The sequence below is a fragment of the Microbispora siamensis genome (assembly GCF_016863095.1).
Taxonomy (GTDB): Bacteria; Actinomycetota; Actinomycetes; order Streptosporangiales; family Streptosporangiaceae; genus Microbispora; species Microbispora siamensis.
Map to the genome: position 1 here is coordinate 146,368 of NZ_BOOF01000032.1, position 13,714 is coordinate 160,081.

The window sequence follows — 13,714 nt, forward strand, 5'->3', positions numbered from 1 at the left end:
CCTCAGCGTGCGGCGGTGCTGCGGCGTCGCACCAGCGTAGGGACGACGTACGGGGGAGCGGTGGCGTCCTGCTCGGTCTCGTCGACGAGACCGAGCAGGGTCGTCACGGCCAGGCGCCCGACCTCCTCGTGATCGGGCCGTATGGTCGTCAGCGGGGGAATCAGGTAACCCGCCTCCGGGATGTCGTCGAAGCCCACGACGCTCACGTCCTCAGGGACCCGGATGCCCCGCTCGTGGAACGCGCGCAGCAGGCCGAGCGCCATGTGGTCGTTCGCGGCGAAGACGGCCGTGATGCCCGGCCGTTCGGCGAGTTCGAGGCCGGCCCGATAGCCCGACTCCGCGCTCCAGTCGCCCACGACGACCGGAGGTGTCGTACGGCCGGCCTCCTCGAGCGTGGCGCGCCATCCGTCGACCCGGGCCTGGGCATCCAGCCTGTCGCGGGGGCCGGAGACGTGCCACACCGTCTCGTGGCCGAGTTCCAGCAGGTGCTGGACGGCGATCCGAGCCCCTGTCAACTGGTCGATCCGCACGGCCGGGATCGCGTCGTCCGGGGCCGCCTCGACGGCGACGGCGGGCAGCCCCGCGGGGAGGCTGAGCAGCGCGGTCGTCGTGGCCGCCTGGGACGGGAAGACGACGACCACCCCGGCGACCGCCTGGCTCGCCAGCGAGGCGGCCGTGTCGACGATGCTGGACCGGTCGCCGCTCTCCGGAGTGAGTATCGTCACCCCATACCCGCGGGCCCGGGCCGCGCGCCCGATGCCGAGCAGGGTCGTGGCCGGTCCGAACAGCACCGAGTCGAAGCTGATCACACCCAGCATGTGTGATTTCTGCCGGACCAGACCGCGGGCCATCAGGTTGGGGCGATAATCGAGCCTCCGCATCGCGTCCAGGACCCGATCGCGGGTGTCCTGCCGGACATTCGGATGCTCGTTCAGCACCCGGGAGACGGTCTGGTTGGAGACCCCGGCCAGTCGTGCGACGTCCCCGATCACCGCTGGACGCCCCGAGCGACGGCTACCTGCCACAAGACACCCTTTCCCCACCGACCCTGCCGATGTGAACGATACCAATGCGAGGGATGTCCATGTTAAGGGCTGAGAGCCCTCGGCCATGTTAACGATCACAACAACCGTCCTGTCCGGCCCGTGTCTATCCCCGCCTTGTGTGATTTGATCAACGGAATGGACGACAGGGGGAGCGTCATGGCATCTCACGGAGAGCTGGGCGGGAAGATCGCACTGGCCGGGGTCGGAGCACTGGCTCTAGTGGGGCTCGCGTTGGGCGGCATCGCTGCGGCGAACCAGTCCGACGGGTCGGACGTGACCGTGGTGAAGGAGACGCGAGGGGTCAGCGGCAGGGGGATCCTGTCGACGAACGTCGTGTGCGGAAAGGGTCTGCGGGCCGTGGGCGGAGGTCATGCTTTTCGCGGAGCCCATGACGTGAGCAAGCCGGTGGCGTTCCCGGTTAGCGCGCCCGGCAGCACGAGCGACACTCCCGGTGCCGTCCAGAACGCCTGGGACTTCGTCGTGGTGAACCCTATGAGCGAGAAGATCAGCGTCGAACTTTACGCGATGTGCGTCCCCATAGGTTGAGCAGTACGAGACCGGGCCCGTCGTGAGCGTCGACCTGGTCGGCCGGATCTCCGGCCGGGCTTGCTGACGAATCGTCACTCCCGGTACCAGGAGATGGCGAAGCTGACGCCGAAGACGAGCATGGCGAGCAGGACGGCAACCCCTACGAAATCCCCGACCAGTCCGCCGAGGCCGGTGTCCTCCTCGCTCCTGACGACGTTCACGCTCTGGGGGTCGTAGACGATCCGCACCTTCTCCCCGGTCGTGTACCGGCCGGAGATCTCCTCGACGTGCCGTTCCGTGCCCACCGTGAAACCGATCTTCGTGTAGTGGACGGTGACGGGGTCGCCGTCGGCGTCGTTCCATGTCTCCGAGCGGGTGGAGAGCGCGACGCCGGTGGTGTGGACGCCGTGACGCCCGAGGTCCAGGGCCGACACGATGCCGAAGACCTGAGCAACGAGCATCGAGATCAGGATGCCGAACCAGGCCGTGAAGAACGCGACCGACCCGACACCCTGCAAAGCGTGGGAACGCCGGGACAACCACCGAGCCATCAGTCACAGGCTCCTTTGGCGAAGGCGATCGGAAAAGGCGCGGCTGCGCCCTGTCTTCTTCGACTCCTCTCCACTCCCGAAGGTTCGGTGGAGGAGTCTCGTCATCAAGCCCCGAGAGACTTCATCGATCAGCGATGGGCTGTTGCGACGAGGCGTCGCAGTGCCGCGTGGGCGGGTGGGCCCCACGTGGCCTTGCCGCCCGGGCGGCCGCGTACGCCGGCTTCGCCGATGAGGATGCCGCTGAGCGCTCGCAGCATCGCCCAGCCGCGGGCGCGGCGCAGGGTCGCGGCGTCCGGGGCCGGTTGGTAGGCGTCATGGAAGCGGTCGGCGGCGCCGTCCGGCAGCAGAATCCAGGCGGCGGCGAGGTCGCAGGCCGGATCGCCCGCACAGAGGTCGCCGAAGTCGATCACGCCGCAGAAGGTGCCGTCCGCGGTGAGGATGTTGGCGGGATGCAGGTCGCCGTGGAGCCATAGCGCCGGGCCTGCCCAGTTCGGCGCGGCGGCGGCCTCTTCCCAGACCGCGCGGACGGCGTCCGTGTCGGGGATGAGCCCCATCTCGGCGGCCGAGGCGAGCTGTTTGGCGAAACCCTCGGCGTGATCGGCCAGCGGCCCGCCGCGGCCGAAGCGGTCGGCCGGCGCATCGCCGGGGGCGGGTCGGTGCAGAGCCGTCAGGAAGGCGGCCAAGGTGCCGGCCGCCTCCGCGGCACGCGTGACGGGGGCGCGGTCGGCGGGCTCGCCCGGCACCCAGGTGGTGACGATCCAGGGACGAGGAAACAGAGCGGAGGGCTCGCCGAGGCGCTGCGGAACGGGAACCGGCAGCGGGAGGCGCGGGGCGAGGGCGGGCAGCCAGGCGTACTCCTTGCGCAGCAGCGCGTCCGCGGACCGCGTCGCCCAGGGCAACCGGACGGCGAGGTCGTCACCGAGCCGCCACAGCTGGTTGTCCCAGCCACGCGCGCCGAGACGCAATGGGCGATCAGCCAGGTCGGGGTGCTGGTCGCGCAGCAGATCCCGCACCAGCTCCGCGGTGATCTCGATCTCCGTGTGCGTCATGCGAAGCAACGGTAACCGGCCAGGTGCGGTCACTTCCCGCGAACAGAACCACTACCGCCTGGCTCCGCGAGCCGCCTCGGCGCCCGGCGGGGTCGAGCCGGTACGGCTACGCGGTCCGCCGCCGCGTCATCGCCACCAACTCTGTCTACACCGGTTCCTGGTCGGCACGACGTTGATCAACCCAGCGACGCCGTTGCCGCGCGCAGATCCTGCAGGGCGGCCAACGCATGGTGGGCGAGCCCTCGTGCGTCATCACGATCGCCTTCGGACCACTGGGCGTACCCGCGCTTGAAGGCAAGGACTCCCAGCTCGGCCGCGAGGTGCGCGGTCGGGTCCGGGACGCCGCGGGCGATGAGCGCGGCGGTCATGGCGGCAGCGAGACCGACGCTCTTGAGGGCGTCTCGCTCCTGGAGCTCGGCGCTGGCCGCTACGGCTGCTTTCAGGCGGGGGCCGAGTTCGCGGTTCGCCAGCCCCATGACGCTGGACGCGCGTTCGAGACCGGCTGCGACCGCCTCGAGCGGGCTGGCGTTCGCGGGCGCCTCGGCGATCCCCTCGGCGAGCAACCGGCTCAGGGTCTCCTGGCCGGCGACCAGCACCTCGCGCTTGTCGGCGAAGTGCCGGAAGAAGGTGCTCTTGGTTACGCCTGCGCGCTCGGCGATCTGCGCCACCGTGGTGGCGTCGTACCCCTGCTCGGTGAACAGGTCGACGGCCGCGAACACGAGTCGCTGGGTCGTCTCCGGTTGCCATCGGGCCATGGAGGACATCATAGGTGATGGGACATGTGTCCCGTCGGTGTGTAGAGTGATGGGACAAAGGTCTCGTCACTTCGGGAGAGTTCCATGCACGTTTTCGTCACCGGCGGCACCGGCACCATCGGCTCCGCCGTCGTCGCCGAGCTGCTCGCCAACGGTCACACCGTTCTCGCGCTGGCCCGCTCGGACAAGTCCGCGCAGGCCCTCACGGACGCCGGCGCCCAGGTGCTGCGCGGGCAGCTGGCCGACCTCGACGTCCTGCGGGCCGGCGCCGCACAGTGCGACGGCGTGATCAGCCTGGCGTTCGGCGGCGACTACAGCACTGACGAGGCCGTCGCGCAGTCGATCGCCGAGGAGGGTGCCGCTCTCGCCGCTCTGGGCGAGGAACTGCTCGGCAGCGATCGTCCGATCGTCACGGTTTCGGGCACGCCCTGGGTGCCGGGCCGCCTCTCCACCGAGGCCGACCCCGCGCCGACCGAGGGACCGGTGGGCGGTCGCGGCCGTTCGGTCAACGCGCTGCTGGAGCTGGCCTCGCGCGGTGTCCGCGCCACGGCGGTCCGCATGCCGCGCACGGTCCACAACGAGGGCAAGGGCGGATTCGCCGGCCTGTTGACGGATCAGGCGCGCCGCACCGGCGTGTCCGGCTACCCCGGCGACGGCACCCAGCGCTGGCCGGCCGTACACGCGCTCGACGCGGCGGTCCTGTTCCGGCTGGCTCTCGAGTCGGCGCCCGCCGGGACGGTCTGGCACGCCGTGGCCGACGAGGGCGACGCGGTACGCGACATCGCGGCCGTCATCGGCCGGCGACTCGGCCTGCCGGTCGAGGCGGTGCCGCAGGAGAACTTCGGCCCATTCGGCCCGATCTTCGCCATGGACCAGCCGGCCTCCAGCGCCCACACCCGGGAGGTCCTCGGGTGGCAGCCCACGCACCCCGGCCTCCTGGAGGACCTGGAGAACATCCAGCCCTGACACCTCACCCGCCGTAGGGGACGAGCCGACCGCCGGCCCGACAGACCTCGCGCGGACGGGGCGCACGGCCTGCCGTTCGCCGCCACCTGCCGCGTCGGCCCGGCGTCGGTGCGGAAGGCCGTGGAGGCCTACCGCGAGGCATGATCGGACCGTTGGTCCGATCTTGGCGAGTAGTATGCGGACCGGCAGTCCGAACGTCGACGGCGGGAGGCGGAAGTGGCGATCGGCGAGGCGATCGACATCGGGCCGTCTCCCCTCGGGCCCGGCGCGCCGCCCGGACGGCGGCCGGCTGCCTTCCCGGACGCCCTGGCCTTCCTGGACACACTGGCCTTCCGGTACACACTGGCCGGTCTGGCCGGCTTGACCGCCCGCGACGTCACCGGCGCCGACCGGCCGGAGGGGGCGTCCACGGAGGCCGCCGTTGTCTAGCGCACGGCTATTCGCCATCAGCGACCTCCACATCGGCTACGCGGAGAACCGGGCGATCCTGGAAGGCCTCCTGCCGTCCTCGCCGGACGACTGGCTGCTGGTGGCCGGCGACGTGTGCGAGTTCCTGGCCGACTTCGAGTGGGCGATGCGCCTGCTGTCCGAACGCTGGGCGAGGGTCGTGTGGGCTCCCGGCAACCACGAGTTGTGGACCCATCCCGGCGACCCGGTCACCTTACGAGGGGAGGCACGCTACCGCCGCCTGGTCGACGTGTGCCGTTCGCTGGGGGTGACGACCCCCGAGGACCCCTATCCCGTCTGGGAGGGCGCCGGCGGCCCCGTCGTCATCGCCCCGCTGTTCGTCCTGTACGACTACACCTTCCGCACCCCCGGCGTGCGGACCGCCGAGGAGGCGCTCGCCCTGGCGTACGAGACCGGGGTGGTGTGCAGCGACGAGAGGTTCCTGCACCCCGACCCGTACCCGTCGCGCCAGGCGTGGTGCGCCGCGCGGCTGGAGGAGACCGAGCGGCGGCTGCGTGACCTGCCGGAGGGGCTGCCCACGATCCTGGTCAACCACTACCCCCTGGTCCGCGAGCCGACCCGGATCCTGCGGTACCCGCAGTTCGCCATCTGGTGCGGCACCGAGGCCACCGCCGACTGGCACCTGCGCTTCCGCGCGGCCACGGTCGTGTACGGCCACCTGCACATCCCGAGGACCACCTGGCACGACGGGGTCCGCTTCGAGGAGGTCTCGGTGGGATACCCGCGCGAGTGGAAGCTCCGGGCGACCCCTCCGGGCCGCCCGCGGCAGATCCTGCCGGTCCCGTAATCAGGCGGATCCTGCCCGAAGGGTGACCCGGCGCGGGCGGCACTGCGCGCGGGCCGCGCGACTCTCCACCCCCTGGTCCAGGCTCCGGTGACTGCGCTCACGGTGACTGCTGTGCCCGAAATCCGGGGCTTAGGGCTGCTTTAGTGGCCGCTCTTAGCGTTTGAGCAGTGATCAGTAGATCCGGGTCACCATCCCGGCCATGGCCGCGCAGTGTGCGGGCGGCACGGACGCGACTCGTTGGAGGAGCGCATGGGGGACATACCGGTACGACTTCTGTCGGTGGGTACGGCGCTGCCCGGCCCGCCCATCGACACCGCCGCCCTGGCCGCGGCGTTCGGCATGGACCAGGTGTGGCGGCAGTGGGTCGACACGTTCATCGGGACCCGGACGCGTCACCTGGCGGTCGACCTGTCCACCGGCGAGCGGCGCGAGAGCCTGGCCGATCTCGGTGAGCGCGCCGCGGCCCAGGCGCTCGCCCGGGCCGGCGTGTCCGCCGAGGACGTGGACGTGGTCGTGTTCGGCACCGCCACTCCCGACACGCTCATGCCGGCGACCGTGAACGTCGTCGCCGACCGGCTCCGCATCGACGGCGTGCCGACGTTCCAGCTCCAGTCGGGCTGCTCGGGTGCGGTGCAGACCTTCGACGTCGCGGCCTCGCTGCTGTCCACCGGCCGGTACCGCACGGCGCTGGTGATCGGCGGCGACGTGATCGCCAAGCACTACGACGTCAAGGCGGACCTGACCGCGCTGCCGCCGGACGAACTCGTCAACTACGTGCTGTTCGGCGACGGCGCGGGCGCCGCCGTACTCGCCGCGGGCGACCACCCGGAGGCGCCGGTGCTGCGGTCGGTGCTCACCCGGCTGTCCGGCCTCGGCCGCGCGCCCGGCCAGACCCTGCGCTGGTACGGCCTGGCCGACCGCGACGCGGGCGAGGCCCCGGCCAGCGAGGACTACAAGGCGATCGAGGAGCACGTGCCGCTGCTCGCCGAGGAGACGGCCGACGAACTGCTGGACGACCTCGGCTGGGATCGCGCGGAGGTCGGCTACCTCCTGCCGCCGCAGTTGTCCGTCACGATGACCGCGAAGATCACCGCGAGGCTCGCCTTCCCGGCGGCCGAGGAGGTCTCCTGCGTCGCCGAGACCGGCAACAACGGCAACGCCCTGCTGTTCTTCCAGCTCGACCGGCTGCTGCCCGCGATGGCGCGGCCGTCGAGGGCGATCGCGGTCGCGATCGAGTCGAGCAAGTGGATCAGGTCCGGTCTCGCCCTGGAGCGTGTGTGATGACGGCCGCGATCAGCCGGGCGGAGTTCGTGGACCTGCTGCGGGACGAGATCGGCCTCGCCGTGGCCGCCGAGGACCTGGGCCGGACGTTCGACGAGGTGCCGGGCTGGGACTCGCTGCACCTGCTGACCATGCTCGTGCTGCTGGAGAAGCGGGTCAGCCGTCCGTTGTCGCTGCCCGACTTCCTCGACGCGGCCAGCCTGGAGACGATCTACGAGTTGGTGAACCGATGACCGGGCGGCCGTTCCCTCCGCAGCGCAGGCACACGCTGTTCTTCCTCGACCAGATCCGCGACTTCTCGCCGGTGTTCCTCGACACGGAGGTGGACGCCACCGCGATCGTCGCCGGACGCGAGCGGGCCCGCAGGGCGGGACGACGCCGCTCGGTCGTCTCCTATGTCGTGCACGCGGCCGCCGGCGTCCTGGCCAAGCACCCGGAGGCCAACGCCGCGATCCACGGCGGGCTCGACCCGGTCGTCGCGTCCTACGACACCGTGGCGGCCAAGGTCACCCTCGACAAGACGTGGGAGGGCCGCCGGGTCGTGCTCGCGACCGTGATCCCCGGGCTGGAGTCGGCGTCGCTCGCCGACGTGCAGGCCCACCTGGACCGGGCGGCGGCGGCCGACCCCGGCACCGCCGAGGAGTTCGCCGGCATCCGCGCGCTGCGGCGGCTGCCCTGGGGGGAGGCGCTCGATCGGTTCCGCGAGGCGGCCGGGCTGCTCGACCGCCGGCCCGCGATCACCGGCACCTTCAGCGTCACCTCGCTCGGCCACCGGGCGGTCGACGGCTTCCACTCGGTGGGCGGGACCACGATCACCCTCGGGGTGGGCCGGATCGCCGACCGCCCGGTGGCCAGGGGCGGGGCGGTGGTGATCGCCCCGGTCATGCGCCTGTCGCTGGCCTTCGACCATCGCGTGATCGACGGCGCGGAGGCCGCCGACGTGCTCACCGAGATCAAGGACGCGCTGGAGGCGTACGAGGAATGAACGACCTGACCGAGCTCAAGCGGTTCGTCGTGGCGCACGCGATCTCGCAGGGTCTGCCCGCCGACCACTACGCGGCCCTGCTGGACCGCGTCACCACGGACGCGGGCGACGAGCCGGGCTCCTGGCCGTACGAGTGGATCCGCGCCGGCGACGAGTGGGACGCGGCGGGACAGACGGCCCTCGCCGCCCAGTACTACACGATGGGCCGGTTCCCGTACGTCGACGGTCCGGGCCGCAAGCGGGCGCTCGCCCGCGGCCTGGACGCCTTCGACCGGTGGCGGCGCGGCGTGCCGGGCCTGGAACCGGTCGTCGTGGAGGTCGGCGGGGTCCCGGTGCGGGTGTGGGCCGCGGGGCTGTCGGCCGAGCGGCCCCGGCCGCTGCTGGTGATGACCGGCGGCATCGTGAGCCCCAAGGAACAGTGGGGGGCGGTGCTGCCGCAGATCGCGTCCTTCGGCATGGCCGGCGTCGTGGCCGACCTGCCCGGCGTCGGCGAGAGCCCGCTCCGGTACGGCCCCGACGCCTGGACCCTGTTCCCGGCTATCCTCGACGCGCTGGAGGGCCGGGCCCGGGTGAGCGAGACGTACCTGCTCGCGCTGAGCTTCAGCGGCCACGCGGCGATCACCGCCGCGCTGCGCGACCCGCGGGTGCGGGGCGTGGTCGGCAACGGGCCGCCGATCCACGACTTCTTCACCGACGCCGCCTGGCAGGCCCGGGTGCCGAAGATCACCCGCGACACCCTCGCGCATCTCACCGGAGTGCCGCCGGAGGCCGTGTTCGCCCATGTGCGCGACTGGGCCCTCAGCGACGCCGACCTGGCCGCACTCACCGTGCCGCTCGCCGCGGTGACCGCCCGGCGCGACGAGATCATCCCTCGCGGCGACGTCGAACGCCTGAAACGGCACGTACGGGACCTGCGGCTGGTCGAGCACGACGACGTGCACGGCGCCCCCTCCCACCTCGCCGAGACCCGGGTGTGGAGCCTGCTCGCCGTGCAGCGGATGCGGCCCGACGCCGATCCCGAGGTGATCGCGGCGCTGACCGCGGCCCTGGAGGCCGCCCGTGCGGGGGCGGGCCGGTGACCGCCGCCGCGTGGGTCCGGGGCGACTGGCTGCGCGAGTACGCCCCCGCCGCGCCGGACGCCCCCTGCCTGGTGGCGTTCCCGCACGCCGGAGGCTCGGCGGGCTTCTTCGTCCCGCTCGCGCGGGCCCTCGCCCCGGCGGTGCGCGTGCTCGCCGTGCAGTACCCCGGACGCCTGGACCGGCGGCGCGAGCCCGCCGTGGAGGACGTGCGCGCGCTGGCCCGCCGGGTGGCCGAGGTGATCGCGGGGGAGCCGGACGGCGCCCGCACGGCGTTCTTCGGGCACAGCATGGGCTCCCTGGTCGCGTTCGAGACGGCGCTGCTGGCCGAGCGGGGGCTCGGCACGCCCCCGGAGCGGCTGTTCGTCTCCGGGGGGCGGGCCCCCGCCCTCACCCGCGTGGACCCGGCGATCCTGCGGGACGACCGCTCCCTGCTGGAGGAGGTGCTGTTCCTCGGCGGCACCTCCCGGCAGGTGCTGGAGAGCCCGGACCTGCGCGAGCTCGTGCTGCCCGCGCTGCGCGGCGACTACCGGGCGCTGCGCGCCTACCTGCCCGAACCCGGCGCCCGGGTCCGCTGCCCGATCACCGCGCTGGTCGGCGACCGCGACCCGCGGGTGACGATCGCCCAGGCCGACCGGTGGCGGGAGCACACCACCGGCCCCTTCCGGCTCACGGTCCTGCCCGGAGATCACTTCTACCTGACCCGGCGGCTGGAGGACGTCGCGGAGACGGTACGGCGAGGGCTCGCCGTACCCGTCTGAGCTCCCTCGCCGGCCGCCCGCACCACGACTGAGAGTGAGGCACGACGTGATCAGCCCCGACCAGCAGGTGTCCCGGCCCGTCGCGGTCGTCGGAGTGGCATGTCGCCTGCCCGGTGCGTCCGGTCCCGGCGCGCTGTGGCGGCTGCTGGAGGAGGGCCGGACGGCCGTCCGCGAGGTGCCCGAGGGACGGGCGCGGTCCGCGCTGCTGGACGACCTCGCCCGCGAGCACCCCGGCGTACGGTACGGCGGCTACCTCGACGACATCGCCGGATTCGACGCGGAGTTCTTCGGGATCTCCCCGCGCGAGGCCGCGGCCATGGACCCTCAGCAGCGGCTCGTCCTGGAACTGGCCTGGGAGGCCCTGGAGGACGCCGGGGTGGTGCCCGCCACGCTGCGCGACACGCCTGCCGGTGTGTTCGTGGGCTCCATCGCCGACGAGTACGCCGTGCTGTCGCGGGGATCCGCGATCGGCCGCCACACCCTCACCGGCACCACCCGCGCCATCATCGCCAACCGCGTGTCGTACACGCTCGGGCTGCGCGGGCCGAGCGTCGCGGTCGACACCGCGCAGTCGTCATCGCTGGTCGCCGTCCACCTCGCGGCGGAGAGCGTGCGGCGAGGGGAGTCGCGCCTCGCGCTCGCGGGCGGCGTCAACCTGATCGTCGACCCGGCCGGGACGGCGGCGGTGGCCCGGTTCGGCGGGCTGTCGCCGGACGGCCGGTGCCACACCTTCGACCGCCGGGCCAACGGCTACGTCCGGGGCGAGGGCGCCGGGCTGGTGCTGCTCAAGGCGCTGGACGACGCCGTCGAGGACGGCGACCGGATCTACGCCGTGCTGCTCGGCGGCGCGGTCAACAACGACGGCGGCACCGACGGCCTCACCACGCCCAGCGCGCGCGCCCAGGCAGAGGTGCTCCGGCGGGCGTGGGCGGCCGCCGGCGTCGCGCCCTCGGAGCTGCAGTACGTCGAACTGCACGGCACCGGCACCCGGGTAGGCGACCCGGTGGAGGCGCGTGGCCTGGGCCTGGCCCGCCTCGGTGACGGGCCGGTTCTCCAGGTCGGGTCCGTGAAGACGAACATCGGGCACCTGGAGGGCGCGGCGGGCATCGCCGGGCTGATCAAGACCGTGCTGAGCGTCGACCGGCGGCGGCTGCCCGCGAGCCTCAACTTCGCCGAACCGAATCCGGAGATCGACTTCGACGGCTGGGGCCTGTCCGTCCGGAGCGCGGGCGGGGCGTGGCCCCGCGAGGGCGAACGGCTCGTCGCGGGCGTCAGCTCGTTCGGCATGGGCGGCACGAACTGCCACATCGTGGTTGCCGAACCGCCCCGGCAGGAGAGCGAGGCACCCTCCACCCGGCAGGCCGGATCGCCGGGAGCCGTCCCCCAAGCCCCGGGCGCGGCCGCCCCGCTCACACACGACTCGCTCGCGCACGCCCCGCTCGTGCTCAGCGCGCGCACCGGCGCGGCGCTGCGCGAGCAGGCGGCGAGGCTGCGCGACCTCCTGACCGGGCACGACCTCGTCGACGGACGGGACAGCTCGGCCGCGCCTGACATTTCGACCGCGCACGGGGTGTCCGCCGGGCGTGAGGATTCCGGCGATGCCGCGGCTTCCACCGCGAACGATGCTTCCGGCGGGTCGGAGTCGTCCCGCGGGCACGGGTCGTTCGGCGGGCGGCGCGCCGCGGACCTGGCGCGGAGCCTCGCGACCACCCGGACCGCTTTCGACCACCGGGCGGCGATCACGGGGGACGTGACGGCGGGGCTGGCGGCGCTGGCGGAGGGACGCCCGGCGGCCGGCCTCGTCACCGGCCGGGCCAGGACCGCGCCCGTCGCGGTGCTGTTCCCCGGGCAGGGCAGCCAGCGGCCCGGCATGGGACGGCGGGCCCACCGCGACCACCCCGCCTGGAGGGCCGCGTTCGACGAGGCCGCGGCGGCGCTCGGCGAGCGGTTGCCCCGGCCGCTCCGGGACGTCGTCTGGGCCGAGCCGGGCAGCGAGGAGGCCCGGCTCCTCGACCGCACGGCCTTCACCCAGCCCGCGATCTTCGCGGTCGAGGTCGCGACCTTCCGCCTGCTTGAGGCGCTCGGGGTCGAGCCGTCCTTCGTCGCCGGTCACTCCATCGGAGAGGTGGCCGCGGCGCACGTCGCGGGCGTGCTCGACCTGCCGTCCGCCGCCGAGTTGATCGCGGCCAGGGGGCGGCTGATGGACGCGCTGCCCTCCGGCGGCGGGATGCTCGCCGTCGGGGTCCCGGAGGACGAGGCGGCCGGGCTGCTCGCGGAGGTGGACGGCCTCGCGGTCGTCGCCGCCGTGAACGGCCCGCGGTCGGTCGTGGTCGCGGGGGAGGACCCGGCGCTCGACGCCGTCGCCGCCCTCGCCGCCGCGCGCGGGCACCGGACCCGGCGGCTCCCGGTGAGCCACGCCTTCCACTCGCCGCTGATGGACCCCGCGCTCGGCGAGTTCCGCGCGGTGCTCGACGGGCTCACGTACGGCACGGCCCGCATCCCGTTCGTGTCGACGGTGACCGGCGAACCGCTCGACCTCGCCGGCGCGGACGACTGGGCCGGCTACTGGGTGGAGCACGCCCGCCGTACGGTCCGCTTCGCCGACGGCCTGACCCGGCTGCGCGCGCTGGGGGCCGGGATCTTCGTGGAGGCGGGACCGGGGACGGCACTGAGCGCGGCCGGGCGGGAGACCCTGGGGGCGGAGGCGACGTTCGTGCCGGTCCTCGGCAAGGACGACGACGTCGAAGCCGCCGTCGGCAGACTGTTCACCGCCGGGGTGCGCCTCGACTGGGACGCCGTCTTCCCGCCCGGCGGCCCCCGGGTCCCGTTGCCGACCTATCCCTTCCAGCGCGAGCGTCACTGGCTGGCCCCGGGCGGGGACGTACCGGCCGTCGCTGCTCCCGCTCCGGTCTCCGTTCAGGCTCCTGCGCCGGTTCCCGCGCCGCCCGCCCTTTCCACCGCCCTTCCCGCCGTACCCTCCATCGGGGCCGGGGAGCGCCGCGTCATCGAGGAAGTGGCGGCGGTGCTCGGGTTCGCCGATCCGGGACGCGTCGACCCCGAGGCGACGTTCCGGGACCTCGGCCTCGACTCGCTGGGCCTGGTCGAACTGCGTGACCGGCTGAACGCCGCCTTCGGCGCCGACCTCCCCGCCGCCGCGCTGTTCAGCCACCCCACTCCCGCCGCCCTGGCCCGCCACCTGGCCGGCGGCACCCGCGCGGACGCGCCCGCCGCGGCCGTGCGGGCGGCGGACGACGATCCGGTGGTGATCGTGGGGATGGGGTGCCGGTTCCCTGGTGGGGTCGCCTCGCCGGAGGACCTGTGGGACCTGGTCGCCAACGGCGTCGACGCCATCGGCGAGTTCCCCGCCGACCGCGGCTGGGACCTCGCCGCCCTCTTCGACCCGGACCCCGGGCGGCCCGGCACCTCGTACACGCGGCACGGCGGGTTCCTGCGGGACGCCG

14 protein-coding genes are annotated in these 13,714 nt (G+C 73.5%); 10 read left to right on the forward strand and 4 right to left on the reverse strand.

Annotation, left to right across the window (positions count from 1 at the left end):
- Positions 1–2: 2 nt before the first annotated feature.
- A complete protein-coding gene (locus tag Msi02_RS26695; RefSeq protein ID WP_239108727.1) occupies positions 3–992 on the reverse strand; it encodes a LacI family DNA-binding transcriptional regulator in 990 nt (329 codons plus the stop codon).
- A 210-nt stretch (positions 993–1,202) separates the two neighbouring features.
- Here Msi02_RS26695 and Msi02_RS26700 point away from each other — a divergent pair, with 210 nt between their 5' ends.
- Entirely contained in the window at positions 1,203–1,592 is a 390-nt protein-coding gene (locus tag Msi02_RS26700) for a hypothetical protein (RefSeq protein ID WP_204050804.1), read from the forward strand.
- A 74-nt stretch (positions 1,593–1,666) separates the two neighbouring features.
- Here Msi02_RS26700 and Msi02_RS26705 read toward each other — a convergent pair whose 3' ends face one another.
- The 3 genes from Msi02_RS26705 to Msi02_RS26715 all read right to left on the reverse strand — a co-directional run bounded on the left by Msi02_RS26705 (position 1,667) and on the right by Msi02_RS26715 (position 3,929).
- Complete coding sequence (locus Msi02_RS26705; RefSeq protein ID WP_204050805.1) at positions 1,667–2,125, reverse strand: hypothetical protein; 459 nt, start codon at positions 2,123–2,125, stop codon at positions 1,667–1,669.
- Between the two features lie 128 nt (positions 2,126–2,253).
- A complete protein-coding gene (locus Msi02_RS26710; protein ID WP_204050806.1) occupies positions 2,254–3,174 on the reverse strand; it encodes an aminoglycoside phosphotransferase family protein in 921 nt (306 codons plus the stop codon).
- Positions 3,175–3,350: 176 nt separating this feature from the next.
- Complete coding sequence (locus Msi02_RS26715) at positions 3,351–3,929, reverse strand: TetR/AcrR family transcriptional regulator (RefSeq protein ID WP_204050807.1); 579 nt, start codon at positions 3,927–3,929, stop codon at positions 3,351–3,353.
- Positions 3,930–4,013: 84 nt separating this feature from the next.
- Between Msi02_RS26715 and Msi02_RS26720 the strand changes: the two genes are divergently transcribed.
- The 9 genes from Msi02_RS26720 to Msi02_RS26760 form a co-directional block, all read left to right on the forward strand.
- A complete protein-coding gene (locus Msi02_RS26720) occupies positions 4,014–4,895 on the forward strand; it encodes an SDR family oxidoreductase (RefSeq protein WP_204050808.1) in 882 nt (293 codons plus the stop codon).
- 216 nt (positions 4,896–5,111) lie between these two features.
- Complete coding sequence (locus Msi02_RS26725) at positions 5,112–5,324, forward strand: hypothetical protein (protein WP_204050809.1); 213 nt, start codon at positions 5,112–5,114, stop codon at positions 5,322–5,324.
- Positions 5,317–6,150: a metallophosphoesterase family protein gene (locus Msi02_RS26730; protein WP_204050810.1), complete on the forward strand. Its 834-nt coding sequence runs from the start codon at positions 5,317–5,319 to the stop codon at positions 6,148–6,150. Before Msi02_RS26725 ends, Msi02_RS26730 begins: the two co-directional genes overlap by 8 nt.
- A 249-nt stretch (positions 6,151–6,399) precedes the next feature.
- The gene (locus Msi02_RS26735) at positions 6,400–7,431 is read left to right on the forward strand and encodes a 3-oxoacyl-ACP synthase III family protein (RefSeq protein ID WP_204050811.1); all 1,032 of its coding nucleotides are present in this window, start codon (positions 6,400–6,402) and stop codon (positions 7,429–7,431) included.
- Positions 7,431–7,664: a phosphopantetheine-binding protein gene (locus Msi02_RS26740; protein WP_079314737.1), complete on the forward strand. Its 234-nt coding sequence runs from the start codon at positions 7,431–7,433 to the stop codon at positions 7,662–7,664. Before Msi02_RS26735 ends, Msi02_RS26740 begins: the two co-directional genes overlap by 1 nt.
- Positions 7,661–8,416, forward strand: a complete 756-nt coding sequence (locus Msi02_RS26745; RefSeq protein WP_204050812.1) for a 2-oxo acid dehydrogenase subunit E2 — start codon at positions 7,661–7,663, stop codon at positions 8,414–8,416. The genes Msi02_RS26740 and Msi02_RS26745 overlap by 4 nt, the downstream gene beginning before the upstream one ends.
- Positions 8,413–9,495: an alpha/beta hydrolase gene (locus Msi02_RS26750; RefSeq protein ID WP_204050813.1), complete on the forward strand. Its 1,083-nt coding sequence runs from the start codon at positions 8,413–8,415 to the stop codon at positions 9,493–9,495. The genes Msi02_RS26745 and Msi02_RS26750 overlap by 4 nt, the downstream gene beginning before the upstream one ends.
- Positions 9,492–10,253, forward strand: coding sequence for a thioesterase II family protein (locus tag Msi02_RS26755; protein ID WP_079314735.1), 762 nt, complete (start codon positions 9,492–9,494; stop codon positions 10,251–10,253). Before Msi02_RS26750 ends, Msi02_RS26755 begins: the two co-directional genes overlap by 4 nt.
- A gap of 46 nt (positions 10,254–10,299) precedes the next feature.
- Positions 10,300–13,714 (forward strand): type I polyketide synthase (locus tag Msi02_RS26760; RefSeq protein ID WP_204050814.1); only part of this gene is annotated, 3,415 nt, incomplete at its 3' end.

Coding starts and splice junctions, on each gene's coding strand:
- Msi02_RS26740 (WP_079314737.1), top strand. CDS start 7,431: ATGACGGCCGCGATCAGCCGGGCGGAGTTCGTGGACCTGCTGCGGGAC.
- Msi02_RS26720 (WP_204050808.1), top strand. CDS start 4,014: ATGCACGTTTTCGTCACCGGCGGCACCGGCACCATCGGCTCCGCCGTC.
- Msi02_RS26715 (WP_204050807.1), bottom strand. CDS start 3,929: ATGGCCCGATGGCAACCGGAGACGACCCAGCGACTCGTGTTCGCGGCC.
- Msi02_RS26745 (WP_204050812.1), top strand. CDS start 7,661: ATGACCGGGCGGCCGTTCCCTCCGCAGCGCAGGCACACGCTGTTCTTC.
- Msi02_RS26750 (WP_204050813.1), top strand. CDS start 8,413: ATGAACGACCTGACCGAGCTCAAGCGGTTCGTCGTGGCGCACGCGATC.
- Msi02_RS26700 (WP_204050804.1), top strand. CDS start 1,203: ATGGCATCTCACGGAGAGCTGGGCGGGAAGATCGCACTGGCCGGGGTC.
- Msi02_RS26705 (WP_204050805.1), bottom strand. CDS start 2,125: ATGGCTCGGTGGTTGTCCCGGCGTTCCCACGCTTTGCAGGGTGTCGGG.
- Msi02_RS26735 (WP_204050811.1), top strand. CDS start 6,400: ATGGGGGACATACCGGTACGACTTCTGTCGGTGGGTACGGCGCTGCCC.
- Msi02_RS26710 (WP_204050806.1), bottom strand. CDS start 3,174: ATGACGCACACGGAGATCGAGATCACCGCGGAGCTGGTGCGGGATCTG.